The sequence below is a fragment of the Bradyrhizobium sp. S3.3.6 genome, assembly GCF_040546905.1.
In the GTDB taxonomy this organism is placed as follows: domain Bacteria; phylum Pseudomonadota; class Alphaproteobacteria; order Rhizobiales; family Xanthobacteraceae; genus Bradyrhizobium; species Bradyrhizobium cytisi.
Genome location: NZ_JBEPOT010000002.1, coordinates 304,926 through 330,977 on the forward strand (window position 1 = coordinate 304,926; position 26,052 = coordinate 330,977).

Below are 26,052 nucleotides of genomic sequence, written 5' to 3' on the forward strand. Positions count from 1 at the left end.
ACGCTCTTGGTCTTTGTCTTGGTCTTGGCGGCCGCACCGGCGTTCGCCGCCGGGATGGACGCGGCCGCGATCGGTGCCGCCGAGCCCTCGAAGAAAACCCTGTCGAAGGAGAAGCCGACCCCGGCGGGCGTGCGTCTGCAGGTGCTACTGGACAGGGCCCATTTCTCGCCGGGCGAGATCGACGGCAAATTTGGCGAGAACGCCAGGAAGGCGCTGCGCGCCTATGCGGAAGCACGGCAACTGCCTGGTACGGATGAGCTGACGGATGACGTCTGGAAGGCCCTGAAGGCGGACGACCGGCCGCCGACGGCGACCTACACCATTACCGAGAAGGACGTCGCCGGCCCGTTCCTGCGTAAGCTTCCGTCGAAGATGGAGGACATGAAGGACATTCCGAGGCTCGGTTACACCAGTCCGCGCGAAGCGCTGGCCGAGAAGTTTCACATGAGCGAGCAGCTGCTGGCCGCGCTCAACCCTGGGCGCCACTTCGACCGCGCCGGTGAGACCATCACTGTGGTCGACACGAGCGACGGTGGAAGCGCTGCGCCCGTGAAGGCAGGCAGGGTCGAGATCGACAAGAAGCGGCAAACCGTAAAACTGTTCGACAAGTCGAATGCGCTGATCGGCTTTTATCCGGCGACTGTCGGCAGCGAGGAGAAGCCGTCACCTTCGGGCACGCTGAAGGTCACCGAGATCGATCCCAATCCAACCTATCGCTACAATCCCGCCTATCACTTCAAGGGTGTTCATTCCCGAAAACCCTTCAAGATCAGGCCCGGTCCGAACAATCCGGTCGGCACGATGTGGATCAACCTGTCCGCCGACGGCTATGGCATCCATGGCACGCCGTCGCCGCAAAATATCTCCAAGGCGCAATCGCATGGTTGTGTGCGCCTCACCAATTGGGACGCCGAACGCGTCGCAACCAGCGTCGCGAAAGGCACGCCGGTCGCGTTCGTGGAGGGCGGTGGTTGATGCCAGCGCCCGCCGCGACGGCCGTAGGGCGGATCCTCAGACGCTCGTAAGCCAGGTTGCGAGCGGCGTTCTTCCAAGCCGCGCCTCGCCGAGCGGGATCAGCGAAGTGTCGTCAATGGGAGCGCCGTAATACTGTTCGGGATCCCGGCAGGAAGCGGCCGACCTGACGCGTCGAGCGCAGCGGTGACGGATGCTTCGCTCGGCCGTTCGGCTCGCATCGGTTCGACCAAACCTCATCCGACTTCAGACCGCCCGCAAGCCTTCCTTGGGCACCTCTCGGATCAGCTTGTCGATATCGCTCTGCTCCAGCGTCTCCTTCTCCAGCAGCTGCTTTGCGGCGCGGTCGAGAATGGATCGGCGCATCGTGAGCAGGCCCTGCGTCCGCTGGAACACATTGTCGACGATCACCCTGACCTCCCGGTCGACGGCCGCTGCCGTCTCCTCGGCATATTCGCGCTCGCGCACCGGGTAGGGACGATCCGTGCTCGCCAGGAAATTGCCGGGATCGCGCTCGTAGGCGATGCTTCCGAGCTTCTCCGACATGCCGTAGCGCGTCACCATGCTGCGGGCGATATCGGTAACGCGGCGCAGATCGTCGGCGGCTCCGGTCGACAGATGGCCGAACACAATCAACTCGGCAGCGCGGCCGCCGAGCAGAACCGCCATCTTGTTTTCCAGCTCTTCCTTCGTCATCAGGAAGCGGTCCTCGATCGGCCGCTGAATGGTGTAGCCGAGCGCGCCAACGCCGCGCGGGATGATCGACACCTTATGCACCGGGTCAACCCCGGCCAGCGACAGAGCGACCAGTGCGTGACCCATCTCATGGTAGGCCACGATGTCGCGCTCGCGAGGGTTGAGCAGGCGGTTCCGCTTCTCAAGTCCTGCGACCATCCGCTCGACTGCGTTGTTGAAGTCGCTCATGCCGACTGCTTTGGCCCCGCGGCGCGTCGCCAGCAGCGCCGCCTCGTTGACGAGATTGGCGAGATCGGCTCCGGTGAATCCCGGCGTCAGTGCGGCCACCGCCACCGCCTCAACGTCGGGGGCGAGCCGCACCTTGGTCATGTGCACCTTCAGAATGTCGACCCGGCCTTTCTTGTCCGGGCGATCGACGAGGACCTGGCGATCGAAGCGACCGGCTCGGAGCAGGGCGGGATCGAGGATTTCGGGCCGATTGGTTGCAGCGAGGATGACGAGGCCCGATCGCGAGTCGAATCCATCAAGCTCGACCAGGAGCTGGTTCAGGGTCTGCTCCTTCTCATCGTGACCGCCCGCGAACGGGCCGATACCGCGAGCGCGTCCGAGCGCGTCGAGCTCGTCAATGAAGATGATGGCAGGCGCCTTCTCGTGTGCCTGCTGGAATAGATCACGAACACGGGCGGCGCCGACTCCAACGAACATCTCGACGAACTCGGATCCCGAAATCGAGAAGAACGGCACTTTCGCTTCGCCCGCTACCGCCTTCGCCAGCAGGGTCTTGCCTGTCCCCGGTGGTCCGACCAGCAGCACGCCTTTCGGCATGCGTCCGCCCAGCCGGCCATAGTCGGCGGGAGATTTCAGAAAATCGACGACCTCGCGAAGCTCGTCCTTGGCTTCGTCGACGCCTGCAGCGTCGGCAAAGGTGACGCCAGTGTTGGACTCGACGTAGATTTTCGCCTTGCTCTTGCCGATCTGCATCAAGCCGCCGCCAAGGCCGCCGCTTTCGGCGATGCGGCGGCCGACGTACCACCACAGGCCGAAAAACAGCAGCACCGGCATGACCCACGACAGCAGATCGCGGAAGAAGGTGCTTTCGATCTGGCCCGTGAAGCGGACATTGTGCTTCTCGAGCTCCTGGGCGATATCCTGATCGACGCGCGTCGTGATGAATTGCTTCTGCCCGCCCGGCAGCGGCTCCTTGAGCGTGCCTTGCAAGGTGCGGTCCGAGATTCCGACGCTCTCGACCTTGTTGTCGCGCAAGAGCTGCTGGTACTCGCTGTAGGGGATAACGGCGATCTGGCCGACCGTCGCAATCAGGTGCTGAAGGACAAAGACCGCAAGGATGGCGGCAATGGCATAGGCGATATTGAAGCGGGTCTTCGTCGTCATGCGAAAGCTCGGTATGACGGGTGAACGGGGCGAAAGCGGACGCCGGCATCGGCCGGACCATCGGGAATAACCTGGGCCCGCAGGCTTGGTTTCAATACTGGGCCGTCGCGTGCCCCGCGCGGCCCGTTGTCCGGCGCAGCAGGCCCTCCCGGCCTCGCAAAGAGCACTGCGCCCGCAAACGGCGCGACGATCGTCGATGCCTTCGCTTTGCCCGACGTGTCAAACGACCGTGGCTAAAAACCTTGTGCCTGCAACCACCGGGGGCCGGCTGGCCCACCGGTCCCAGCGCGCCGGACGGCCGGCTCGTCATACGGCGCAGACGATTACGCCGCACCAGCCGAGTCCGCGATAGGTCTCGTAGCCCGGCGTCGCGTGGAAGCCGATCATCGACCCGGTGCGGTCCCGGCTGATCCGGCGTTACTCTCCGTTGTGGGTCCTCACGGCTTTGCGAGCCACGTTGCGAGCGGCGTCTTCCCGAGCCGCGCCTCGCCGAGCGGGTTCAGCGAGGTGTCGTCGATCGGGGCGCCGTAATACTGCGCGCTGGGGTCTCCGACCACTGGACGATTGTCGCCGGACGCCTTCAGACGTCGCGCGACGAATTCATTGAAGGGGGCCTTCTCGGGGCCTGCGATATCGATCGTGCCGTTCAGCGGCCGTCCCGTTGCGACCTCGGCAAGGCTATCGACCACATCGTCGGATGCGATCGGCTGAAACAGCGCCGATGGAACGACGATCTTGCCTCCAGTCACGCCCGCTTCGCCGATGGCGCCGAGGAATTCGAAGAACTGGGTGGCGCGAACGATCGAGTAGGGCACCGAAGAGGCCTTGACGATGGTCTCCTGTGCGAGCTTGGCACGAAAATAGGCGATGTCGGGCGAGCGGTCGGTCCCCACGATCGACAGCGCGACATGATGCTTGACCGCAGTTGCGGCCTCGGTCGCGACGAGATTCTGGCTGGAACGCTCGAAGAACTCGAGCACGGCGGCTGGCTCCCATGATGGCGCGTTGGCAACGTCGACGACAACATCCGCGCCGGCCAGCGCTGCCGTGAGGCCTTCCCCGGTCACGGCGTTCACACCCGACCTTGGCGAGGCGGCGACTGTCTCGTGGCCCTGCTGCTTGAGCTTCGCAACGAGCTTGGACCCAATCAGCCCGGTTCCGCCGATCACGACGATCTTCATGACGTATCTCCTCAACATTTCGGAGCGTGAGTTGACCGATCCAGCGGATGCTCACGCTCTCACGTTGCTGAATGTGGTGCGGGATGCATCCTAACAGAGTTGTCGGGCACGCTCCCCCCTGCAGCGGCCCAAACTCGCCGGAAAATGCTCAGGAAACGCGCATGCCGAGAAAAATATTCCGTTTGGCTCGAACGAATGATGGTACGCCGCGCCCGAATATCGCTATTCGCGTTGCCGCGCATCAGCATGACGGCTTCTACGGGGATGGATCGACGTCGAGGCGGTGGTGGCCGGGCTTGTCTTGAGCGCGCCTCTATCCGGCGGCCGCCAGGTAAAGCTGTGTGTCGAAGTAATCGGACGCGTGCAGCGCGCCAGTGACGCCGGCGTCCGTCATGAAAAAATCGCTGACCTCCTGCAACCACTTTACCACGGTGCCGTCAGCATAGAGCCGCCGCCATTCGCGCGCGGAGTAGAGTTTTTGCGCCTTGAGGGCTTCTGCGATGTCGGCAGGGCGCGAGGGCTTGTAGTGAGCCTGGAGCGCCTCCGCGGCCGCCGCAGGGTTCCGCACCATGTGGTCGTTCGCACCGATCCAGCCGCGGATGATCCGGCTCAGCACGTCCCTGTTCCCGGCATAATAGTCCGTCCGCGCCGCCCAGCCGCCGAGCACGGCGGATTGCGGATAAAAGGCGGAGGCATCGACCAGCTTCACGGCGTCGGGCAGCGCCTCGCGGACGGCGACATTGAATGGCACCCACAGTGCGATGGCCGGCACCTCGCCGGCAATGAACGCCTTGACGGCATCCGGCATGCTGGCGTTGACGATCTTCACCTCGGACGGGGTGATGTTGTTGGCGCGCAGCGCGCGGTCGAGAAAGATGTGCGCCGTGGTCTTCATGGTCGTCGCGATCCGCTTGCCCCTGAGATCGGCCAGCTTGTTCACCCCCAGCGACGGCCGGACCCAGAGCTGCGCGGTGGCGACCTCGATGTCATTGATGAGAAAGCCCCGGCCGCGGCCGAGCGCCAAGTAGTTGGAGATGACGCCGCCAGCCGAGGCGACGTCGAGCTCGTCCCGCATCATCGCCTCGAACACTTCGGGGCCGGTGTTGAATTCGTGCAGCTCGAAATCGATGCCCTCCCTGGCGAACGAGCCGCGATCGATGCCGGTCCAGATGTGCCCGTCCACGGCGACGACATGGACATAACCGAGCCGGACTTTTGCGCGGGCCTGCGCGATGGCGGGCGCGCGGAGCGCCGCAGCCACCGTCAGCGCAGCGCCATGGCGCAGCAGTTGCCGACGGCTGACCAGGCGAGCGCTCATGCCGCAGCTCCTTTATTCCCGGCAGCCGCGCGAAGACGCTGGGCGTGAAACTGCGCGATGCCATCCTTGGGATAGTCGAGCAGGAAGCCGGAGAGGCGGACCAGCGTGGTGTCGGCCGCACCGTCTTGCGCAATCGCTGCAAAAACCTCGTCCCAGCGCTGGCACATGATGATCTCGGCCTCATTGGCCTGCGCCAATTCGCCGCGCAGCTCGCTGACCGCGATCGGCTCGGCAAATCCCTTCGGCGTGATGCTGTCGACGCTGCGGAACAGGAACGCATGGCCCGCTCGCGCACGCACCACTGCGCTGACCAGCACGCGCGTGCCGTAGTTCTTGTTTAGGCCTTCCAGCCGCGAGGCCAGGTTGACGGTGGCGCCGAGCGCGGTGTAGTTCATCCGATCGCTGGAGCCGACATTGCCAACCACGGCGTCGCCGACATGCAGGCCGTACCGCGTCTCATAAGGCGGCCAGCCCTCGCGTCGAAACTCCTTGTTGAGGGCCTCGTTCGCCGCAAGGCAGGCGAGAACGGCGCGGCAGGCGTCGACCGTATGATCGGGATCGTCCGCCGGCGCATTCCAGAGCGCCATCACGGCGTCGCCGATATATTTGTCGACCGTGCCCTGGTGCCGCATGATCTCGTCCGAGAGCGCGGCGAAATAGCGCGAGGTGAAAATCATCACCTGCGACGGGTCAGCCCGCTCCGTCTTGGCGGTGAAGTCGGCGACGTCAGTGAACAGCACGGTGACCTCACGCCTGCTACCGCCGAGGCGGAGCGACGAGCCGGTCTCGATCAGCTGCCGCACGATCGGGCGCGGAATGAAGCTTGCAAAGCTGCTGACCACGCTGCGCATGGTGAAGACCGAGCGGCCGAGCTCCTCGATCTCGGCGATGGCGGAATGAATGCGCGGCCGTTCCGCGATATCGAAGCGCTGGATCGCGTCGGTTTCCTCGGCCAGCTTGCGCAGCGGCCGCGCCATCAGCGACCCCAGCCAGAATGCGAACGGCAGCGTGGCGCCGACGAAGGCCAGCGCCAGCGCGAACAGCGTGCGGCGCTCGTTGATGATCCGGGCGTAGAATTCGTCGAGCGGCGCGATCATCGCGAGCCGGACATTGGCCGAGCCGGCGGTATCGAGCCGGTGGACCGCCGCGATATAGGTCCGGCCGGCGTCGTCGTCGAAGAATTGTTGCGCCGGCCCGCCATCGCGCCAGGAGCGCATGATCGGGACCAGCGCGGGCAGCTTGAGCGCACCGATTTGCGGCAGGCCATTCTGCCGCTCCGGGATCTCCGCCATCAGGCGGCTCATCTCGGGATGGCCGACGATGCGCTCGGCAGCGTTGAACAGGAAGGCGAGCCCGGATCGGCCGAGCTTCTGCTGCGCCAGCATGTCCTCGAACCGGTTCAGCAGGATGTCGCCGGCGACGACGCCACGGCGGCCCTCCTTCAGCGGCGTCCGCAGCGTGTAGCCGGGCTCGCCCGTGGCGTAGAAGACGTAAGGCCCCGTCAGCAGCGTCTTGTCGTTCTTGAACGCTTCGACATACCAGGGCCGTTGCCGCGGGTCGTAGCCGGTGGGCCCGGCGACCTCCGCGACCTGGATGATGTTTTCCGACAGATATTGCGTGACCGGTGCGCTGCCGGCCGTGCGCGTGATCACGACCAGCCGGAACGCCGCATCCTGATCGACCTTCAGGCTCGTCCGGAACTCCGGCCTGGCGCGATCGATCACGTCCATCTCGATGAACGAGCCGTCCTCGTAGCCGACATAGAGATTGAAGAGCTGCGGGTTGTTGCGCAGCATCGCCGCCATCAGGCTGTACAACCGCGAATTGTCCGCGATATCGGCTTCCTGGATCGACGGCAGGGCGGAGAGAATGTCGAGATTGTCGCGGACATGCTTGAACTGCTCGTCGACGTGATCGGCACCCAACTGTGCCACCTTCTCGATGAAGCCGCTCGCCGCCGTCCGCGTGATCGAGGTCACGCGCTCGAAGCTGAGATAGACCAGCGTCAGGCCCACGAGCAGCACGACGCCAACGAACACCGTGATGATCGATGTCCGGAAGCCGATGCGAAGTGTGCCTCTGATCCAATCTCCTTCCATCAGAGCGTCCTGAACGCCTCCTCTAGTATTTGCGCACGATCGGCTTTGCGGAGGCCGGCTCCGGCGCCGCGGGCGAGATCGCGAACGTCACCCAGGTGTTCCAGCCCGATGGGCGGTTCTCCGCAGCGAACTCCCAATAGCCCTTCAGGTTGAGGTAGCCCTGCATGTCGCCGACCGGAAACAGGAAGCCGGCCTGCGGCCCGACGCCGGCGACACGCGAACGGAAACCGCCAAGCGCCGGCGGTGCCCCAAAATCGTCGGTCACCTGCTGGAAGTAGTAACCGACCAGCCCGAGCTGAACTTGCTTGGTGACGAAATGCGAAGCGCCCCAGTCGAGATGGAAGTCCATTCCGTTCTGGTATTGCGTGTCGGTGTTCTTGAAATTGTAGGTGAGGCCCGCGACCCAGGAGAATTCGTTGCCGGTCTGGGGATTGAAGTAGGTGTAGCCGCCGCCGAAATCGATCGCGCCGTGGCCGATGCCGAGATTGGCAAGCCGGGACGAATTGTAGGCGCCGATGGGAATGTCGCCCATGCCGTAGACCATGAGATTGTTGACGCCCATGTTCCACTTCAGCGCGACCTCCGGGATGACATCGCCGAAGGCGACGAGATCCTGGGTGCGATTGATCCCGATGGTGTTGCCGAGCGGTCCCGTCAGCGACAGCGCCGCCGAGGCTTCATTCCTGCCACCGACACCCAGCACGCTGACGGAGAGCTGCGCGCCCAGGACGGGTGTGGCGAACACGTAGGTCGGCCCGAAAAGGGCGATATCGCCCTTGCCGCTGATGCCGACGTCGACGCGGCCGCCACGCGGAAACTGCTGGCCCGCGCCGGAGCTGACGTCGGTATGATAGTAGACTGTCGCCCACGACCATCCCGGCGTGCCGGGCGCGGCGGCGAGGCTGCCGAAATTACCCGGCAGCCAGAAGCTGATGCCGCCTTCATCGGCGAGCGCGGGCTGCGCCGCGAAAACCGTTACCGCCAGCACGACCGCAAGCGCGCCTTTCCGAAAATTCTTCATCATGTCGCATGTCCCCATCGTCTTCATCGTTGTGCCTTCAGAACGGATTGACGTAGTTCAGGATCGCAAGCTGCCGCAGGATCACGCGGCGGACGACGTGAGTCGGCTTGACGTGATCGGTGTAGATCGCCGCTGTCCCGGCACTGCCGGCCGGCAGGCGCCGGGCGAATTCGGCGTCGTCGAGCCTGACGCGGACGACGAAGGGCGCGGCCTCGATTGCCTTCGGCATCACGGCGGAGCCCGAGGTCTGCGTTTGCCCGGGCGCGATCGCCTGGAGCACGCTCTCGACCTTGCCGGCAAAAATCTGGCCGGGCGCGAACTTGAACGTCGCCTCGACCTGCTGGCCGGGCGCGACGTAGCGCGCGTCGATCTGGTTGATCTCGACGCCGATGATGGTCGAGGAGGTATCGATGAAGGCCATCACCGGCGACAACGGCAAGGTGCCGACGCGCGCGCCCTTGCGCAGCGCGAGGTTGGTGACGTAACCGTCGGCAGGCGCGCGCACGATTGTCTTGTCGAGATTCCATTGCGCGGCCTCGAGCTGGCCCGAGAGTTGGTCCGCCTCCGACTGGCGCTGCTCGACGTCGAAGCCGCGGCCAGCGTCACGTTCGTAAAGCTGTGTCATCTGGCCGAGGCGCGTTTTGGCGAGCTTGAACTGCGCGTCGATTGCCTTGACTTGCGCCGCATAGGGCGTCGGGTCGATCTTGAACAACACGTCGCCGGACTTCAGCGGCGCGTTGGCGACCACAGGAACATCCGTCACTTCACCCGCGACGTCTGGCACGATCGAGACCGCGTTGCGCACGACCAGTGCGCTGCCTTGCGGCGCGCCCCATCCCATCGGGACCAGCAGGCCGAACATCACCAGCACCAGAACGATGAACGGCGAAACTTTCCAGAACAGATTGAAAGGCACCACCTTGAAATGAACCAGCAGGAACAGCAGCAAGAGATAGATGTTGAGGATCGCGACGGCCATCACGCGTCTCCGCTCTTGCGCGAGGGCACGTCGACATAGGCCCAGATGAAGGCGAGGGGCCACAGCGCGAAGCCGAAGAACAGCGTGATCCAGCCGGCGACCGTCACGGCCTGCGCATGGGGATGGCCGCGCGATTTCGCGATATGCCCGGGCAGCCAGCCGGCGATGCAGACCACGCCGATCGCGCTCACGAGCAAGATCACGAGCACGATCCAAGCGAAGATATCATAGCCGCTCATGGTTGATCCTCTAGCTGGCCGGCTGCGGCTCCGGGAATTTCCATTTGCCGTTCAGGATTTCGGTCCGCGGACGATAGAGCCGCACGGTGTAGTTCCAGCCCTTCATGATAGGCAGACAGTTCTGAACCTTGCCGTCGCAGCCGCCGAACTGAACGGCGATCGAGCCATCGGCGCTTTTCTTGCCGGTGATGCTGTTGATCGAGTAGGCGTCGTACGAATTCTTCTCGTAGTACCCCTCGGCATTGTAGAGGCTGACGGACCAGAACCCGTCGACCGGAACATTCTTCACGTCGAGCTTGTAGACCGTCGTGCCGTCGTTCTTCGCCGGCGTGACGTTGAGATAGATTGCATCCTTGTCGGGATTGCCACCCCAGGCTGCCGCTGATCCGATCAGGTGCCGGATGGGATCGACTTCGGCCTTGGTGCCGAACGCTTTCTTGAAGTCCGGAATGGTCGAGCCGAGCGCCAGGAGTGCGTCGCGCACTTTCTTCTGGCTGGCCTGGTCCCAGTCCGGCGCCTCGAACGCGCCGGCAGCCTTCTGGGTGACCGTGATGGCGTCCTGGAGTCGGTGAACCGTTTCGATATCTTTCGGGTCGGCCGGGTCGACCAGCGTCCGGATCGCGACGGCGACATAGCGCGTGCCGACCTTGTCTTTCGAGAGCGTATGGCTGCCCTTGCCGTAGACGACCTCCGGCACATAGTGATCCTCATTGATGACCTGCATCGACATGAAGCGTTTGCCCGTGTCAGGCAGCGTGATCGTCACAGGCCCTGCATCGAGATCGAAAACGGCCGACGAATAGAGAGTATCGCGGTTGAGCCGGATCACAGTCTGCTTGTCGATCGCCGCCGGCTCGCGGCGGTGCAGAACCTTCCCGATTCCGCCGCTGTCCTTCAATATCCCGCGGAAATACAAATCGCTTTCGGCGCGGACAAAATTGTCGACGGTGATGGGGATCGTTTCCGGCGTGGGCGTCGCTGCGAACGCGACCGTACCGGTCACGGCGAACGAGACGAATGACAGGGGCAGGGTTGATTTCATTTTCATGATGTGACGTTCCCTCAATTCACCCGCTGCAGCGGCGGCGCCTTCCATTTCCCGTCGAGTGCCGCCGGTTTGGGCCAATACAGCCGCATGACCGCGAGGAAAGGTCCCTTCGGCGCGGGCAGCCAGTTTGATTCCTTGTCCGCGCCCGGCGACTCGTTCTGGACGTACAGCGTGATGCCGCCGTCGGCGTCGCGCTTGAGCGACGGCAGCATCGACGAATTGATCAGGTAGCGGTTGAGCGGATTGGCAAACAGCAGGCTCGCCGGCAGTTCGTACATCGTCAGCGACCAGAACGCATTGACCGGCGGCAGCTGGTTTGGCGCGAAGCGCAGCGTATAGCTGTGGCTGCCGTCCAGCTTCTGCTTGTCAGCATCGACAAAATAGGCCGGATAGTAGGCCTCCTGCTTCGAATTGCCGTAGATGCCGAGCACGGCGGCGGACATGCGGCTCATGTAATTGTTCTTCAGAAAGGCACGCGTTCCAAAGCTGTCCGCACTTGAAACCTTGCCCGTGTCCACCTCCGTTTCCTTGTGGACCTTGAATGCGGCCCAGGCATCGGCCATGCCGTCCTGCAACGCCTTCTGCATGTCCGGAGACAACGCGTCGGAATCGAAGAGTTTACCCGCGCCGACGCCGATCCGGGCAAAGCGCGCCATCAGAGCCTTCTCGGACGGATGCGTTGGGCAGAACTGGAGAATGAAGTTCAGTTCCGAGAAGAATTGGAGCGAGGTTCGCTCCTGGTCGGTCCCGATCGGCTTGAAGAAATCGATCGCCGGCGCGGCCGGCGGCGCAGGCTTGCCAAGGAACGCCGAGAGCGGTTCGATCTTGTAGCCGGCTTGAATGTTCTTGACGTTGTCGATGTCGCCGGGATTGAAAAGCTGTGTACGGTAGAGCACGAACGCGAATTCCGTTTCGGACGGGATCACCGCCTTGATGCCTTTCGGCTTCTCGCCTTTCCATTTGGGTCCGGCGAGCAGATAGCTGCCGGCACCGTTGCCTGTGGCTCGGCTTCCCACGTAGGCAAAATTGAACGTGTACATGTCGATGAACTGCAAAGAGTAGTAACGCCCTTTCTCAACTTCCGGCACTGTGAGGACGACAGGCTCCGCGCGCAGATCGACCCCGACATAGGAATACGGCGTATCGGAATTGGGGGTCTGGATAGCCTTGTCTTCTGGCGTGTAGACACGCGCGTTATTGAAGATATGATTCCACGGCGCCTTGAATTCAGGGCTGCCGCGGTCGACGAAATAGGCGTACTGGACGCGGTAATTGTCCACGAGCGGGAAGCCGTAGATCGTGGCCTCCCTGGCGATTGCACGCGCCTCACTCGGAGCGACCGTCTGGGCCTGAGCCGGTGCGCCGGGCGTCAGGAGTAACACTGAGCCAACGGCTGCGGCAGCGATATGCTTCGTCACCATCACGGTCCTGCTTGCAATCACTGGCAGTAATCCCAGAACCCCTGGGTCCGGGACGGATCGGTGTAGTACCAGCACATCCCCGGCGCGGGTGCCGCGCCGGCCCAGGCAGCAGCCGTGGCCGCTGAGACGAAACCGATCGCCGCACCGGCGGCAATCGCACCGCCTCGCGGCCAGTAATAACGGCCGGGCCGCGCCCATCCACCGCGCCCGGCCACTGCCGTGGTGCGATGAACCGCGACGTTGCCGCGTGGTCCTCGCACGACGGTGCCGCCGCGATAGGCGGCGCCGCGCGGGCCGACCGCCGCGCCGCCGCGATGGACCACGGCTCCGCCGCGCGGCCCCACGGCCGCGCCGCCACGTCGGCCGGCAGCGCGCACCTCGACGAGGTCGGATGGTCCAGTTGCGCCCTGCTGGATCGCCGCCGGCTGAAGCGGCGCCGCCGATACCGTCCCTATCGGGAGAGAAACGCTGGTTGCCAATGCCAGCAAGCAGCCCGTCAGCCGAAACGTGCGGATGTGTCTAGACATGTTCGTGCCTCCATAGTTTTTGCTTCGTTGATGAAATGTCCCGCCGCAATTGTCCCGGTCATTGCGACGCTCCCGTGCCGCCGCGCTCGAACGCGAACACCGTCTTCCAGTCCTTCGCCATATCGACCACGGTCCAGCCGTGCTGCACGGCGTCGTCCCAGGCCTTGTCGAGCTTTCCGATCCTGGACTGCCGGTCGTAGGCATATTCGCGGGCCGCGTCGGTGTGATGGACGATCCCGAGGAAGCGCGCGCCGGGGCCGGCCGCCACCCACTGCAGCATCTGGTGGTCGCCGTCCGAATTGCCGAAGGCGAGGATCGGGCGGCGGCCGATGAAGCGGTTGATGCCGGACGGCTTGCCGGGGCCATCGTCGATGAACTCGACCTTCGGCAACTTCATCAGGACGGGTTTGCCGTCGGCGCCAATCCTGAACTGCGTGACGCCGGAGGAGCCGACCACCTGTTCCGGCGGGATGCCGTAGGCTTTGTCCGCCCACACCCGCATGAATTCAACGCCGCCGCCGGAGACGATGAAGGTCTTGAATCCATTCGCGCGCAGATAGGCGAGCAGCTCCACCATCGGCTGGTAGACGAGCTCGTTGTAGGGACGGTTGAATCTGGGGTGCCGGGCCCGGGCGAGCCAATCGGCGACCGACTGCGCGTAGACGTCCGTCGTCATGCCGCTATGGGCGGCGGCGGCCAGCAACAGCATTCCTTTCTCGCCTTGCGCCGCCAGCGTCTCCTTGTCGTGCGACAGGAACGCTTTGAACGGCTGCTGCTGCTTCCATTCGGGATGTTGCGGCGCCATCGCCTTGACCTGGTCGAGGGCAAAGGCGAGCTGGAAATAGACCGGCTGCTCGCACCACAATGTGCCGTCATTGTCGAACACGGCGATGCGCTCGGCGGACGGCACGAAGTCCGCGCCGCCCTGCGATGTGACGCGTGCGACGAAATCGGCGATCGCCGTCTTCGTCGCACCGCCGTTCCAGGACGGCAAGGGGTCGGCCGGCTGCGCCACCGCAATCGAGACGGTGGCGAGACATGCAAGCAGCACGGCGTAGAACCGGACCATCACGGGCACTTGTCCTCCTGTTCCCTAGCTATTGCGGTTTGAGCGACTCAAGCTCGTTGAGCCGCTTCAGCGCCGCCTGCTGCCGGAGCAGTCCGTAGTTGATGCCGCCCGCGTTCAGCGAACCGCCTTCCTGATACGGAAACTGGTCGAAATCGGAGAAGAACTCCTTGATTTTTCCCTGTACCGGCACGAGCAGCCATATATTCCGGCCAAGGAATTCCATGGCTCCCCCTCCCTCTTCCAGACCTCTCTCGTACGGATCCATCCGAAGGTTGGTGATCAGCGACCAGGCGGTGACCTCCCGTGTGCCGGTCGCGATGTTTCCCTTCGACGATGCGAAGCTCAGCTTCCAGTCGTTCCACCTGATGGCATTGAGGTTGCCGCCCTGATCGAAGTAGTAGATCGCGTCGCGCGGCGGCTGCGCGGCGTCGCCCTTGAAGAACGGCATGAAGTTGTAGCCGTCGAGATGAACCTTGAAATTCTTTCCGCCGGCACCGGCAAAGCCGGTCTTCATCTTCTCCTTGACGTCAGGTATTCCGGCTGCTGCGCACAGGGTCGGGAACCAGTCGATCAGCGAGATGATCTCGTTGTACTGGGTGCCCGGCTTCACCACGCCCGGCCAGCGGACCATCATCGGAATGCGCATGCCGCCTTCCCATGTGGTGCCCTTCTCTCCGTGGAAGGGTGTCATGGCTCCGTCGGGCCACAGCGCAATCTCGGCGCCGTTGTCGGTGGTGTAGAGGACGATGGTGTTGTCGGCGATGCCGAGATCGTCGAGCTGTTTGAGCAACTCTCCCACCATGCCGTCGTGCTCGACCATGCCGTCGGCGTGGATGCCTTTGCCGGTCTTGCCGAGCGACTCCTTCTTCAGATGCGTGAAGATGTGCATGCGGGTGGAATTGAACCAGACGAAAAATGGCTTGTCCGCTCTGGCTTGTCGCCCAATGAAGTCCTTGGCGGCTCCCAGAAATTCCTCGTCGACCGTGGGCATCCGCGCCGTGTTCAGCGGACCGGTGTCCTCGATCTTCCCATCCGCGGATGCCTTGATCACGCCGCGCGGACCGTACTGCTTCCGGAAGTTCGGATCCTTCGGATAGAAGTAGCCTTCCGGCTCCTCCTCGGCATTGAGGTGGTAGAGATTGCCGAAGAACTCATCGAAGCCGTGCTTGGTCGGCAGATGCTCGTCGCGGTCGCCGAGATGGTTCTTGCCGAACTGTCCGGTGGCATAGCCCTGGGTCTTCATGGCGTCGGCGATCGTCGGCATCCAGTCCTGGATGCCGTGGGGATCGCCGGGCATGCCGATGGTGAGAAGGCCGGTCCGGAACGGCTCCTGACCGAGAATGAAGGAGGCACGGCCGGCGGTGCAGCTTTGCTGGCCGTAGGCGTCGGTGAAGATGGCGCCTTCGCGTGCGATGCGGTCAATGTTGGGTGTGCGATATCCCATCATGCCCATCGTGTAGGCGCTGATCTGGGGGATGCCGATGTCGTCGCCGAAGATGACGAGAATATTCGGTTTGCGGCCCGGGGCAGGCGACGCGGCCGGAGCCGCAGAGGGAGCGGCCTTCTGAGCTTGCGCGAATGCCTGCGAGGTCAATGTCGCCGCCGCGACAATTGATGACGAGCCGAGCAGTATGGCCCGACGGTTCATGGCTGAGTTATCGCTGCAAGGGGATCCGGCGACGCCGTCTTTATTTGTCTCGTTGCGCATTCGACGCTCCTTTGGTCTGCAAGTGTTGTTCGCTCTGGCTTCCGAGTCTTGCGTTCTGCTTGATCAGTCTCCGTAGGCTTCAGTCATCTGGCAGGCCTTCTGCCGCCATGGGCCGGAGCCTTCGAGGCCCCGACTGGATTGAGGGTTTGCGGTAGACGCGCGCTTTTGCGGCGGTGGGTTCGCAGTCGCAGCCTGCGGCGGGCGACGGTGACGTGGCGCAGCAGCTGGCGTGGCGACCAGCGGTGCGAATCGTGCTGTCTTGCGAACAGTTCGTGCTCGATGGCGCCGATCTGACCGTCCAGGGCAGGATCGCATGCGACGGACCTGAAGGCGCTGATCGTAGTCCGGGAGGAGGTGGCCTCAAGACGTGGCAGCCAGTCAAGCAATGCGAAGTACGCGGTGCTTGCGTCTCGATGACGAACGGCGCGGCGAAGCCGGTCGAACGCAAACGCTTCGGATTGCCGATAGGCCTCCCGCCGGCGACGATGATAATCCGCAGCTCGCCGCGCCATGCCGGGTGCGAACCAGCCAAGTGCGACAGCAATGAGGGTCGCGACCAGCACAGATGGCCAGTGATCCGCAATGAGGTCGACAAGGCCGCTCCACGTCCGGCTCACGTCGGACCCGTCGATGGGCACCGTACCTCCTGCCGGATCGGCAATGACCTTCAGCGGCACGGCATCGAGATGAACCTGCTGGACCTTGCCGTCGCCGGTGTTCCACCAGCCGATATCGATCGCGGGCAGGGAATAGTCGCCGGGGCGTTCCAGCATGTAGGTCGCGGAATCAACGCGGGTCGAGCTCATGACGTCGGTGCGACCCTCCGTCTTGTCCGCGAGGGCGGGTTGCGCGGGATAGAGCTTGAGACCATCGACGTCGGCGAACGGCTGCGGGGGCAGCAGCATCGCGGGCGTCCCTTCGGCCGCGATCGTCACAGTCCGCGTGACGGCATCGCCTGGCTTGAGCTGATCCGACGAGCGCTTGATCGTTTGCTCGGCGTTCAGCCGGGTCGCCGACAGAAATGGCCGAAGCTCGGCCGCGGCATCCGGAATGAAGGCTTCAAACGAAACGCGCGGCAGCACGATGTCGACTTCGCGCGTCGCCGGAGGCTCGGCAGCATACTTGACGTGGACCTTCTGGTCCGAAACAGCATAGGAGCCCGGCTCCTGCGGGTAGATGGCATATTCAAAGCGCACGCCGGCATAGAACGCACCGTCGCGCTGCTCGTTGGTGTTGACGCTCTGCAGCTGCCGGGTCACGGCGTTACGCAGCTGGAAGCCGGGCAATTCGGGCGGCGACGTCATGTAGTTCGGCGCCAGCACAATGACGTGAAGCGTCGCTTGCTGCCCGACCACCACGCGCGGCGGATCGATGGTCACCTGCACCGTCGGGGCGGGCGTGACGGGCTGTTGCGCCCGCCCGGATTGCGACGGCAGCGCGACCGCGGGCAGCAACGCAATGGCAGCGAGCCAATGTCTCATCGCGACGCTCCCCCTTGGGCCGGCGCGACCGCCTGGATCGCGAATTTCAGCTTGAGGAAGTCTGCGGGCGAGGTCTGGACCTGGCGCATCCAGGCTTCGGCCGCGCCTGCGGTGGTGACGTCCTGCGGCGTGACCTTGATCGTCTTGCCGCCTTTCTGCTTGGGGTCGACGCGCATCTCGTCGGCTTTTTGGTCGGGCGCCGCGCTATCGTCCTGCTCCTGCTTGCGACGCTTCGCTTCCTGCGCGTCCAGCGCGGCCTGCACGATTGCGCGATTGGTCTTGGCGGCGAGATGGCCCGGCTGGACCTTCAGCACATCGTCATAGGCCTTGATCGCCTTCTCGAAGGCATGGTTCTGGGCCTGCGCGTTGCCGAGCGCGAAGGTGCCCTCCAGCGTCTCGACCCGCGTAAATTCCTGCGCGGCCACGATGAAGTCGTAGGCGCGGTATGCGGAGATGCCCCGCCACATCGGGTCGGCGAACAGATTTGCCGCGGCACGATAGTCGCCCCGGTCGAACGCGAGCCGGCCCTGCTGATCCGGAGTCAGCCAGAGATTAGCAAGGCGCGACGTCTCGCCGGCCCGTGACGGGCTCACTTGGGTCAGGAGGACGAAGGCAACAACCCACGCGACCGTCGTGCCGCGCCGAAACCAGAGCAGGCTCAGCAGCGCGAGCGGCAGCAGCAGCCAGAAGCCCTCGTCCTGCCATCGCGTACCGAACGCATCGCCCTCGGCAGCCTGGAAACGCGTCTCGATCCGGCGCTCAAGCCGCAGAATGTCCTCACCGTCGACACTGACCCGAACGACGTCGCTTCCCAATGGCTCGGACGTTGCGCTCGCGGTCACGGCGAGCATCACCAGATTGTTTCGCCCGGCCGCCTGCCGGATCGGCGCGGCGTCGGCAGCGCCGAGGTCGTCGGCGACCACCAGGATCGTGCCGGCGACTGGCTCCGTCGCGAGGGATTGTGCAGCCAGGGCAACCGCACTCGTCACGTTCTTGCCGTCCGACGGCATCAATCCCGGCGTCAGCGCGGCGAGAAACGGCGCGATCACGGAGCGGTCGTCGGTCAGCGGCATGACCAGATGCGCGGTTCCGGCATAGGCGACGAGCCCGGTCCTGGCGCCAGCGCGTGCCGCAAGGAGATCGCCGATCTTCTGCTTGGCGCGTTCGAGGCGCGAAGGCGCGACGTCGCTCTCGGTCATCGACGACCCGGCCGCGAGCGCGATCATCAGCGGCGCCTTGTCTTCGACAAAGGGCGGCAATTCGCGCCGCCAGGTGGGGCCGGACAGCGCGATGGTGCCGAGCACCATTGCGGCGGCCACGAGATAAAGCGCGTTGACGCTGCGTCCCCGGCCGGGCTGCACGATCAGATGGTCAAGCAGGTGCGGCGCAATGACGCCGCCCCATTGCGCCCGCGCGTTCTGCCGCCACAGCAACAGCGCGAACACGGCCGCAACCGGGATCAGCGCGACAAGCCACAGCGGGCGCAGCAGATGGAAGGATATGGTGGCGGCATCATGCATGGCTGACGATCTTCATGCGATGCCATTCGCTTCCGAGCAGAAGCGTAAGCCACAGCAACAGGCCGAGGACGACGGCGGCGCCGAGCGGCCATTGAAACAGCGGCAATTTCGGGCGCCATGACAGCGTATCGAGCTTTGCCGGGGCGAGCTGGTCGATGTCGGCATAGATTGCCTGCAACTGCGCACCGTCCTCGGCGCGGAAGAAGTGACCGCCGGTCGTGCTTGCAACGGATTGCAGGACGCCGAGATCGACGCGATTTTCGCCCGAAGCTGCGGGATCGCCGACGCCGATCGTGTAGACGGCGACATCGTTCTGATGCGCGATATCGGCAGCGTGTTCGGGCGGCACCCGGCTCGCCGTATCGTTGCCGTCGGTCAGCAGGATCAGGAGCTTCTGTTTCGCCGTGCTGGTCGCAAAGGTCTTGATGGCAAGCCCGATGGTGTCGCCGATCGCGGTCTGCTGGCCGGCCATTCCGACTGCGGTCTGGTCGAGCAATTGCTGCGCGGTCTGCAGGTCCTGGGTGAACGGCACCTGCACGTAGGCCCTGGTGCCGAACAGGATCAGCGCAACGCGGTCGCCCTTGCGGCGGGCGATGAAATCCTTGATGACGCGCTTCACGCCGTCGAGCCGCGTCAGCGTCGTACCGTCCGGCGTCTTGAAGTCGCGCTGGTCCATCGATCCCGATATGTCGATCGCCAGGATCAGATCGCGCGCGGACACCTCTCGCGTCACGGGATCACCGACCCATTGCGGCCTTGCGAGCGCTATGACCAGCAGGATCCAGATCGCCGCCGCCACGATCATCTGCAAGGCGCGACGCTCCAGCACCACGGCGCCCCGCTGCGGGGTCTGTCCGGTCGCGGCCGCCAGCCGTTCGAAGAACGGCACCTGGACCGAAGCCTGCCGCGCCCGGTATGGCGGCAACAGCCACCATACGAGGATCGGCAGCGGCAGCAGCAGGAACAGCCAGGGCCAGGCGAATTCAAGCATGGTGCCTCCTGATCCAGCTGCGGACGAGACCGACGAGCGATTTCAGTTCGGCATCATCCGGCGAGATTTGGCGATAGGGGCCGCTGACAAGCAAACGACCGATTCCTTGCGAGAACTCGTCTCCGCCATAGCTCCGGTCGAGGAAAGAAAGCCAGGCCGGGCCGATCAGTGGCGCGACCTGCTCCCGAGGAAAGGCCGCGAGCGCCGTGCGCCGGACCAGCAGGGCCAGCCGTGTCAGCAGTTCTCCTCGTGCCGAGGGGCTCGCGCGCCTGATCGCGGTCAACTCGGCGATCGCCTCGCGCCGATAACGATTGCCGCGCCGATGGTGCACGAGGCGCCACGCCGCAGCGGTCACGACCGCCAGGACCAGGATGATTGCGATCCGCGCTTCCCAGGTCTGCGGCCACAGGCTCACCTCGCGCGGCAACGGGATGTCGATGAGGCCGGCGACCGGATCGGGCATGGCGGGTTGAACTTTTGCCAAGGATTCAGCCAGGTGTTCAGCCAAGGGTCGGCTCCGTCCTGTGGCTACCGCCGCGACCGTGCCTGGCCGGCATCGCGCCAAGGAGGCGACGGAGCTGCACGGCGGTATCCTCCGCGGCGCTCAGCGGCAGCACGGGAATGCCTAGCTCGTGCGTCCAGGCGAAGACGCCCCTCAGGCGCTCCTCGGTCGCCTGCGAGATGTTCTTGCGCACGCTGTCGCGTCCGACATCGAGCCTGATCTGCAACTCGCCGTCAGTCACCGTCATGCTGGCCGATGGCGGAAGGTCGCTTTGCAGGGGATCGTGAACCAGCAGGGCGACGACGTCGTTGTGAAGGGCCATCGCGCCGATCTTCTTGCGCGTCGCATCGTCGGCGCCGTCGAAATCGCTGATGATGACCACGACCGTATCGTGCAGCGCGCGGCGCAGAGCGTGCTCCAGCGCCGTGTTGAGCATGGCCGGCGCGGAGACGAGACCGCGACCGACGCCCAACGCCTGGTTTTGCGCAACGATGGCTGAGAAGATCTGGAGTACGTTGGCCCGGCTGCGCCGTGGGTTCACCTCCACGAGATCGCGGTCACCGAAGATGATTGCTCCGATCCGGTCGCCGACACCAAGCACCCGCCACGCGCCGATCGCCGCAGCCTGTGCCGCGGTCACCGATTTCATCGCGAGCCGGCTGCCGAAGAACATCGACAGGCGCTGGTCGACCACGAGGATCGTCTGCCGATCGCGCTCCTCGTTGAAAACCCTGATGTGTGGCTTCTGGAGCCGTGCCGTCACCTTCCAGTCGATCGAACGGACGTCGTCGCCGGCGCGATAGTCCCGGATCTCCTCAAAATTGAGCCCGCGTCCGCGCATGCGCGACGCGAAGCGACCTGACAACAGGCTGTGCACGGGTTGGCGCGGCAGGAACGAGACCTTGCGTCCGCGATATTCGAGCGCGATCAGGTCGTCGAGACTGACATAGACACCGGGCGAGTTGGCTGATGTCATGACGGCCTCACGCTGCAGCGACAAGTTCGGTGATTTTGTCGATCACCTGGTCGGGCGTCACGCCCTGCGACACCGCCTCGTAGCTGAGGATCAAGCGATGCCGCAGGCAGTCATGGACCACCGCGCGCACGTGGTCGGGTGTCACGAACTCGTATTCATCGAGCCAGGCCCGTGCACGGGCACAGCGATCGAGCGCGAGGCTGCCACGCGGACTGGCGCCGACCTGGATCCATTTGGCGAGCGGATCGCCGTAGCGGTCCGGAAATCGCGTCGCGTAGATCACGTCCACCACATACTTCTGGGCAAGATCGGAGACGAATATCCCATCGATTTCGCCGCGCGCGTCCAGGATTGCTTGTTGCGGGATCGGCGGCAGCTCCGCGCCGCGGTCCTTCGGCTTCTGCGCGTTCTCCGCGCGATTGAGCTTGATGATCTCGCCTTCGACGGCCTCGTCCGGATACGTGATGACGACATGCATCAGGAAGCGGTCGAGCTGGGCCTCCGGCAGCGAATACGTGCCCTCCTGTTCGATCGGGTTCTCGGTCGCAAGCACCATGAACAGGTCGGGCATCTTGTAGGTCTTGCCGGCGACGGTAACCTGACGCTCTTCCATCGCTTCGAGCAGCGCGGATTGCACCTTTGCCGGCGCGCGGTTGATTTCGTCGGCGAGCAAGAGGTTGGCGAAGATCGGTCCCTTCTGAAACTCGAATTGCCCGCCCTTGTCGGTCTGGACATAGATCTCCGCGCCGGTCACGTCCGACGGCAGCAGGTCGGGCGTGAATTGCACGCGCGACAGATCCGCCGCGAGATGCTTCGCGAGCGTCTTGACCGCGCGGGTCTTGGCAAGGCCCGGCAGGCTTTCGATCAGAAGATTGCCGTTGGCGAGCAGCCCGATCAGCATGCTCTCCACCAGATGATCCTGACCGAGCACCGACTTTCCGATCCGTGTCCTGAGATCCAGCAGGCCTTCGCGCGCCGACGACGTCCCGGCACCTTGAGACACTGGAGCCGCCATGCGTTTGCTTGGGCTTCCGTCCGGCATGGAAATCTCACTCACCTTGCGAGACGTTCGCATCCCGCGAACGTCGACTTGTTCACGACCACGCATGATGGCGCGGCATTCATCTCGGATCTCGGTGCCTCACTTGTTGGGGTTGGCCGCGTAGATTTTGTCCATGGCGTCGCCGATGGTGAAGCTCGCCGCCTTGGCACATGGCGGGAAATTCCTGAAGCTTTCCGGCACTCCTATCCTGCGGACGGTGATCTCGCTGAATCAGGATCGGCCGCTCGCACCACGCATCGGAATCCGACATGACTGGTCGATGTGTCGACCGGCTCCGCATGGCGTGCGGCGGGGCGGTAGCGGCGGCAGTAATTCGGCGCACAAAGATGTGATCCGCCCTTCAACACCTTGCGGGGAATCCTGATGTCGGGGAGGCGAGGGTCGTAACTTGCGTCCTCACCGCCGCCGCGGGGATTTTTGGGGATGCAGCAGGGTTTTGCGGCGTCGGCGGCGTGCTTTGCCGTCCACCAGTCGGAGGTCCATTCCCAGACGTTTCCGATCATGTCGTAGAGGCCGTAGCCGTTCGGCGGGAAGGCCATGACCGGGGAGGTACGCTCGTAACCATCCTCGCCGAGATTCTGGGCGGGGAAGCTTCCCTGCCAGATGTTGGCCATGTGCTTGCCGCCCGGCATCAGCGCATCGCCCCATGCAAACTCTTCGCCGTCGAGGCCGCCGCGCGCGGCGAACTCCCATTCGGCTTCGGTCGGCAGATCCTTGCCGGCCCAGCGCGCATAGGCCGCTGCATCGCTGTAGGAGATGTGCACGACCGGATGGTCGTCGAGACCCCTGATGTTGCTGCCGGGGCCGTAGGGATGGCGCCAGTTGGCGCCCCGCAGGAAGGACCACCATTGGCTCCAGTCGGTGAGATCGGTGATGCGGGGCAGGGGCGAGAACACCAGCGATCCCGCATAGAGCATCTCTTTCAGCGCGCCGGGATAGTTCCTGGGATCAGGAACGATCTGCGCCTCAGTGACATGGCCGGTCGCGTTGACGAATTGCTTGAACTGCCGGTTGGTGACCGGCGTACGGTCGATCCAGAAGCTGTCGACGAAGACGCGATGGCTCGGCGCCTCCTCGGGATAATGATGGTCGGACCCCATGCGAAAGGTTCCGCCGGGAATAAAGACCATCTCGCCGGTCTTCACATCATCCGGCAACCACTCGCAGTGATCGAGATCCGCGCGCAACATGGTGGTACTCCGATACGCGTATTCCACCCGATGCTACGGCGAAGACCTTGGCAGAGGTCGTCGACGGCCCATTGCCCGGTACGCTGGACGCATTGTCCGGTCCCTCTTTCTTGGCGCTTGGAGGAGAGGACGACGCTTCATTGCGTCGACATCTTTTTCCCCTCGCGCGCACGCTTTCGAGCAGGCGGCAAAACCCTGCCGCGTGCGCTCTGCCATCCGCAGAGCGCTTTGGGTCGATACCGCTGAGGTTGCAAACGGTATCCGAAGATTGGACGGCTGTGATGTGCAGTTTGTGCCAGTACGCAGGAGCACTGGGTGAGACCAAACGACCCACGTCGCAAACCACTGAAATTAAGCCGAAATGCAGTCAAATTTGCCTGCTGGATTTCGATAGCGTTTGTCTCAAAACGCGAAGGCAGATTGTCGCACCCGCCTCGCGTTGTGGTGGCACTTTGTTGCGACCTGCCGCAGAATTGTCGCGCTTCAGCAACAGGGTACAACCATGGGGCAATTCCTTCTGGTTGATTCGAGAAAGCTGGACGGTTTCGAAGGACTTCGTCAGGCCGTTCACGGCTCGCATGTCGATGTGATGCAGCTCGGCCGCGGGCGGCTGCGCGGAACGTTGTCGCATATCGGCATCGACGATTTTTCGCTGAGCATCGGCACCTTCAATGTCGGCATGCGCACGCAGCGCATTTCCAGCGATGACAAGCTGATCATCGGGATGCTTCTCGCAGCCGAAGATCGTGTCGCGCACTGGTCGTTCGACATGCAGCTCAACGACGTGCTCGTGATTCCGCCGCTGCTGGAGCATGACGGGGTGTTTCACGGCGCGTCCGCTTACGCAGCGATGCGCTTCGACATCAACGAGGTCGCTTCGCTATTTGGCGGCGAGCCGCGGTTGAGCGACCCCGATACCTGGCGCAGCCGCGGCCATTTCCGCGCGGACCTCGAGACCGGCGCAATAGCGTCACGCAGCCTTGTTCGGATCATGTCGCATCTGCGGACCCAGAAGTCCGGCCTGACGCGATCGACCGCCGATTTCTGGAAACGATCGATCGTCGAATGCATCGCCGCCAACGTCATGTCCTCGCTGCCGACCGACGACAATGGCTCGCTGCCTTCGGCAAGACGGCTGATCCGCAGGGCCGAGGAATATCTCGACGAGGCTGGCACCCGCCCGGTGCACGTGTCGGAAGTCTGCGCTGCGCTGGGCGTCGCGCGGCGTACTCTGCATCGCGCTTTTCATGAAGTATTTGGCCTCGGCCCGGTCAGCTTCCTCAGGCACAAGCGGCTCTGCGCCGTTCATTCCATCCTGCAGCAGAGCGCACCTGGCTCGACCACCGTGGCGGCCGTCGCGATGGAGCAGGGGTTTTACGAGCTCGGCCGGTTCTCGCGATATTATCTTGCGATGTTCGGCGAACGTCCGTCGCAGACGCTCGGAGTTGCAACGTTGCACACGGCCGGGAACGATACCGCTAGCGCCTAGCGCTGCGCGGATGACGATGGCGCGCGTGTCCCTAAGCGTTCGACGAGGCGGATCAAATAGCCATCGGGATCCTGGACCAGGAATTCACGCTGCCCGACGTCCCGGTCACCGACCCGATACCAGACCTCGTTCGGCGGCTCGTAGAGGTGCCATTTCGCTCCATCGAGCGCGCTCAGGATCGTATCGATGCCGTCGACAACCATCTGAAAATTGATGCCGCGTCCAAGTGGCCGCTGCATCTCGGCCGTCTCCCAGCGTCCGTTCCGCTCGCACAGCATCACCTGCAAGCGGCCCCTGACGAGATAGGCAAACCGGGCGTCAGGACGGTCATAGGCGATCTCGAACCCGAGCAGGTCTCGCCAGAACGACAGGCTGGCCTGAATGTCCGAGACGCTGAGCTCAGGCACGAGATCGGCAAAGCCGTCGCGTGGTGCGCTTCCCGTGCTGTCGGAGGCGGCGCGAGCGTGAGGATCTGAAAGCGGTGGCTTTGACATGGTCGCTTCCCGGAGAAGAGCAGAAGGGCTAGGAATAGAATTGGCGTTTGCCGGGTCCGCTTCGCCATTCGTCATTTGGCGTTGGTCGCGTGCGCTCGGCTCTTAGATGTGTCGCTAGATGTCGTCCGGGCGGGCGTACGGCCATTGCTCGGAGACAGCAGCGCCGTCCTCCCAAAACTTGTAGAGGACGCCCTCCCACATCGCGAACACAACGCTGAATCTATCTTTGGCGGCTGCGGTGCCGGTTTGGAGAATTGGAATTCCTTCCTTTAGGTATGCACCGTAGCATCCCAGATTGACGTACACGACCAGAGCTGTGCCCGGCGGATAATCTTTGCAGAGCTTCTTACTTACGACACGGTCGAGGGCCGCTGGGATCGCGTCAAATCTCTTCCGCCACTCCTCGACGGGATCAGGCTGCCAGCCTTCGTCGTCAGGCTCGTCGCCACGCCGGCGGCCCTCCATATCCGCTTCAGTGGCTTCGAATTGGAGGACTCGTTCGGCGCTTCGAATCTCGAAGTCAGGTCGTTCGTCCGGTACTAATCGAACTTGTTTTGACGAGAGCGCCGATGACACTCTGGAGGCGATCCAGGCATCGCAGGAGCGCCAGATCAGCTGCCTTGCCGCGGAAGCGGCTCCGAGCCTCGCAGGCTTTGCCATCATCGCAGAATGCCGG

General features: G+C 63.9%; 23 protein-coding genes and 1 pseudogene. 2 read left to right on the plus strand and 22 right to left on the minus strand.

Features of this window, described 5'->3' with window-relative positions:
* Positions 1–54: 54 nt before the first annotated feature.
* The gene (locus tag ABID59_RS06050) at positions 55–975 is read left to right on the plus strand and encodes a L,D-transpeptidase family protein (RefSeq protein WP_354083111.1); all 921 of its coding nucleotides are present in this window, start codon (positions 55–57) and stop codon (positions 973–975) included.
* Positions 976–1,011: 36 nt separating this feature from the next.
* Here the strand turns inward: ABID59_RS06050 and ABID59_RS06055 are convergent.
* The 20 genes and pseudogenes from ABID59_RS06055 to ABID59_RS06150 form a co-directional block, all read right to left on the minus strand.
* Positions 1,012–1,119 (minus strand): annotated as a pseudogene (locus ABID59_RS06055) (NmrA family transcriptional regulator); the annotation flags it as partial.
* A gap of 99 nt (positions 1,120–1,218) precedes the next feature.
* Entirely contained in the window at positions 1,219–3,060 is a 1,842-nt protein-coding gene (gene ftsH / locus ABID59_RS06060; protein WP_354082762.1) for an ATP-dependent zinc metalloprotease FtsH, read from the minus strand.
* A 437-nt stretch (positions 3,061–3,497) separates the two neighbouring features.
* Positions 3,498–4,241 carry an SDR family oxidoreductase gene (locus ABID59_RS06065; protein ID WP_354082763.1) on the minus strand — a complete coding sequence of 248 codons (744 nt, stop codon included), beginning with the start codon at positions 4,239–4,241 and terminating at the stop codon, positions 3,498–3,500.
* A 313-nt stretch (positions 4,242–4,554) separates the two neighbouring features.
* Positions 4,555–5,559, minus strand: coding sequence for an ABC transporter substrate-binding protein (locus ABID59_RS06070; protein ID WP_148748844.1), 1,005 nt, complete (start codon positions 5,557–5,559; stop codon positions 4,555–4,557).
* Positions 5,556–7,658: an adenylate/guanylate cyclase domain-containing protein gene (locus ABID59_RS06075; RefSeq protein ID WP_354082764.1), complete on the minus strand. Its 2,103-nt coding sequence runs from the start codon at positions 7,656–7,658 to the stop codon at positions 5,556–5,558. The genes ABID59_RS06070 and ABID59_RS06075 overlap by 4 nt, the downstream gene beginning before the upstream one ends.
* Positions 7,659–7,680: 22 nt before the next feature.
* Positions 7,681–8,679 carry a SphA family protein gene (locus tag ABID59_RS06080; protein ID WP_502916417.1) on the minus strand — a complete coding sequence of 333 codons (999 nt, stop codon included), beginning with the start codon at positions 8,677–8,679 and terminating at the stop codon, positions 7,681–7,683.
* Positions 8,680–8,716: 37 nt separating this feature from the next.
* Positions 8,717–9,658, minus strand: a complete 942-nt coding sequence (locus ABID59_RS06085) for an HlyD family secretion protein (RefSeq protein ID WP_148748846.1) — start codon at positions 9,656–9,658, stop codon at positions 8,717–8,719.
* Positions 9,658–9,897 carry a DUF3302 domain-containing protein gene (locus ABID59_RS06090; RefSeq protein WP_148748847.1) on the minus strand — a complete coding sequence of 80 codons (240 nt, stop codon included), beginning with the start codon at positions 9,895–9,897 and terminating at the stop codon, positions 9,658–9,660. The genes ABID59_RS06085 and ABID59_RS06090 overlap by 1 nt, the downstream gene beginning before the upstream one ends.
* Before the next feature lie 10 nt (positions 9,898–9,907).
* On the minus strand, positions 9,908–10,945 hold the full coding sequence (locus ABID59_RS06095; protein ID WP_354082765.1) for a DUF1254 domain-containing protein: 1,038 nt from the start codon (positions 10,943–10,945) through the stop codon (positions 9,908–9,910).
* Between the two features lie 14 nt (positions 10,946–10,959).
* Positions 10,960–12,366, minus strand: a complete 1,407-nt coding sequence (locus tag ABID59_RS06100) for a DUF1254 domain-containing protein (RefSeq protein WP_354033574.1) — start codon at positions 12,364–12,366, stop codon at positions 10,960–10,962.
* Between the two features lie 17 nt (positions 12,367–12,383).
* Complete coding sequence (locus ABID59_RS06105; RefSeq protein ID WP_354082766.1) at positions 12,384–12,893, minus strand: hypothetical protein; 510 nt, start codon at positions 12,891–12,893, stop codon at positions 12,384–12,386.
* Between the two features lie 58 nt (positions 12,894–12,951).
* Positions 12,952–13,962: an HAD family hydrolase gene (locus tag ABID59_RS06110; RefSeq protein WP_354033575.1), complete on the minus strand. Its 1,011-nt coding sequence runs from the start codon at positions 13,960–13,962 to the stop codon at positions 12,952–12,954.
* Between the two features lie 28 nt (positions 13,963–13,990).
* On the minus strand, positions 13,991–15,610 hold the full coding sequence (locus tag ABID59_RS06115; RefSeq protein WP_502916777.1) for an arylsulfatase: 1,620 nt from the start codon (positions 15,608–15,610) through the stop codon (positions 13,991–13,993).
* A gap of 143 nt (positions 15,611–15,753) precedes the next feature.
* Positions 15,754–17,151 carry a BatD family protein gene (locus tag ABID59_RS06120; protein WP_354082768.1) on the minus strand — a complete coding sequence of 466 codons (1,398 nt, stop codon included), beginning with the start codon at positions 17,149–17,151 and terminating at the stop codon, positions 15,754–15,756.
* The gene (locus ABID59_RS06125; RefSeq protein ID WP_354082769.1) at positions 17,148–18,671 is read right to left on the minus strand and encodes a VWA domain-containing protein; all 1,524 of its coding nucleotides are present in this window, start codon (positions 18,669–18,671) and stop codon (positions 17,148–17,150) included. Before ABID59_RS06125 ends, ABID59_RS06120 begins: the two co-directional genes overlap by 4 nt.
* Positions 18,664–19,662: a VWA domain-containing protein gene (locus ABID59_RS06130; protein WP_354033533.1), complete on the minus strand. Its 999-nt coding sequence runs from the start codon at positions 19,660–19,662 to the stop codon at positions 18,664–18,666. Before ABID59_RS06130 ends, ABID59_RS06125 begins: the two co-directional genes overlap by 8 nt.
* Positions 19,655–20,170 (minus strand): DUF4381 domain-containing protein, encoded by a 516-nt coding sequence (locus tag ABID59_RS06135; RefSeq protein ID WP_354082770.1) that lies wholly within the window; start codon positions 20,168–20,170, stop codon positions 19,655–19,657. The genes ABID59_RS06130 and ABID59_RS06135 overlap by 8 nt, the downstream gene beginning before the upstream one ends.
* Entirely contained in the window at positions 20,163–21,140 is a 978-nt protein-coding gene (locus ABID59_RS06140; protein ID WP_354082771.1) for a DUF58 domain-containing protein, read from the minus strand. Before ABID59_RS06140 ends, ABID59_RS06135 begins: the two co-directional genes overlap by 8 nt.
* Positions 21,141–21,147: 7 nt before the next feature.
* The gene (locus tag ABID59_RS06145; protein WP_354082772.1) at positions 21,148–22,143 is read right to left on the minus strand and encodes an AAA family ATPase; all 996 of its coding nucleotides are present in this window, start codon (positions 22,141–22,143) and stop codon (positions 21,148–21,150) included.
* Between the two features lie 242 nt (positions 22,144–22,385).
* On the minus strand, positions 22,386–23,393 hold the full coding sequence (locus ABID59_RS06150; protein ID WP_354082773.1) for a formylglycine-generating enzyme family protein: 1,008 nt from the start codon (positions 23,391–23,393) through the stop codon (positions 22,386–22,388).
* Between the two features lie 502 nt (positions 23,394–23,895).
* Here ABID59_RS06150 and ABID59_RS06155 point away from each other — a divergent pair.
* Positions 23,896–24,882 carry a helix-turn-helix domain-containing protein gene (locus ABID59_RS06155; protein WP_354082774.1) on the plus strand — a complete coding sequence of 329 codons (987 nt, stop codon included), beginning with the start codon at positions 23,896–23,898 and terminating at the stop codon, positions 24,880–24,882.
* On the opposite strand, the gene ABID59_RS06160 is transcribed toward ABID59_RS06155, so the two are convergent.
* Together ABID59_RS06160 and ABID59_RS06165 are read right to left on the minus strand one after the other, a co-directional pair.
* A complete protein-coding gene (locus ABID59_RS06160; protein ID WP_148753869.1) occupies positions 24,879–25,376 on the minus strand; it encodes a bleomycin resistance protein in 498 nt (165 codons plus the stop codon). The genes ABID59_RS06155 and ABID59_RS06160 overlap by 4 nt on opposite strands.
* A gap of 114 nt (positions 25,377–25,490) precedes the next feature.
* Complete coding sequence (locus tag ABID59_RS06165; RefSeq protein WP_354082775.1) at positions 25,491–26,039, minus strand: hypothetical protein; 549 nt, start codon at positions 26,037–26,039, stop codon at positions 25,491–25,493.
* Between the last annotated feature and the right edge of the window lie 13 nt (positions 26,040–26,052).

Coding starts and splice junctions, on each gene's coding strand:
- ABID59_RS06050 (WP_354083111.1), top strand. CDS start 55: ATGGACGCGGCCGCGATCGGTGCCGCCGAGCCCTCGAAGAAAACCCTG.
- ftsH (WP_354082762.1), bottom strand. CDS start 3,060: ATGACGACGAAGACCCGCTTCAATATCGCCTATGCCATTGCCGCCATC.
- ABID59_RS06065 (WP_354082763.1), bottom strand. CDS start 4,241: ATGAAGATCGTCGTGATCGGCGGAACCGGGCTGATTGGGTCCAAGCTC.
- ABID59_RS06070 (WP_148748844.1), bottom strand. CDS start 5,559: ATGAGCGCTCGCCTGGTCAGCCGTCGGCAACTGCTGCGCCATGGCGCT.
- ABID59_RS06075 (WP_354082764.1), bottom strand. CDS start 7,658: ATGGAAGGAGATTGGATCAGAGGCACACTTCGCATCGGCTTCCGGACA.
- ABID59_RS06080 (WP_502916417.1), bottom strand. CDS start 8,679: ATGAAGAATTTTCGGAAAGGCGCGCTTGCGGTCGTGCTGGCGGTAACG.
- ABID59_RS06085 (WP_148748846.1), bottom strand. CDS start 9,658: ATGGCCGTCGCGATCCTCAACATCTATCTCTTGCTGCTGTTCCTGCTG.
- ABID59_RS06090 (WP_148748847.1), bottom strand. CDS start 9,897: ATGAGCGGCTATGATATCTTCGCTTGGATCGTGCTCGTGATCTTGCTC.
- ABID59_RS06095 (WP_354082765.1), bottom strand. CDS start 10,945: ATGAAAATGAAATCAACCCTGCCCCTGTCATTCGTCTCGTTCGCCGTG.
- ABID59_RS06100 (WP_354033574.1), bottom strand. CDS start 12,366: ATGGTGACGAAGCATATCGCTGCCGCAGCCGTTGGCTCAGTGTTACTC.
- ABID59_RS06105 (WP_354082766.1), bottom strand. CDS start 12,893: ATGTCTAGACACATCCGCACGTTTCGGCTGACGGGCTGCTTGCTGGCA.
- ABID59_RS06110 (WP_354033575.1), bottom strand. CDS start 13,962: ATGGTCCGGTTCTACGCCGTGCTGCTTGCATGTCTCGCCACCGTCTCG.
- ABID59_RS06115 (WP_502916777.1), bottom strand. CDS start 15,610: ATGAACCGTCGGGCCATACTGCTCGGCTCGTCATCAATTGTCGCGGCG.
- ABID59_RS06120 (WP_354082768.1), bottom strand. CDS start 17,151: ATGAGACATTGGCTCGCTGCCATTGCGTTGCTGCCCGCGGTCGCGCTG.
- ABID59_RS06125 (WP_354082769.1), bottom strand. CDS start 18,671: ATGCATGATGCCGCCACCATATCCTTCCATCTGCTGCGCCCGCTGTGG.
- ABID59_RS06130 (WP_354033533.1), bottom strand. CDS start 19,662: ATGCTTGAATTCGCCTGGCCCTGGCTGTTCCTGCTGCTGCCGCTGCCG.
- ABID59_RS06140 (WP_354082771.1), bottom strand. CDS start 21,140: ATGACATCAGCCAACTCGCCCGGTGTCTATGTCAGTCTCGACGACCTG.
- ABID59_RS06150 (WP_354082773.1), bottom strand. CDS start 23,393: ATGTTGCGCGCGGATCTCGATCACTGCGAGTGGTTGCCGGATGATGTG.
- ABID59_RS06155 (WP_354082774.1), top strand. CDS start 23,896: ATGGGGCAATTCCTTCTGGTTGATTCGAGAAAGCTGGACGGTTTCGAA.
- ABID59_RS06160 (WP_148753869.1), bottom strand. CDS start 25,376: ATGTCAAAGCCACCGCTTTCAGATCCTCACGCTCGCGCCGCCTCCGAC.
- ABID59_RS06165 (WP_354082775.1), bottom strand. CDS start 26,039: ATGATGGCAAAGCCTGCGAGGCTCGGAGCCGCTTCCGCGGCAAGGCAG.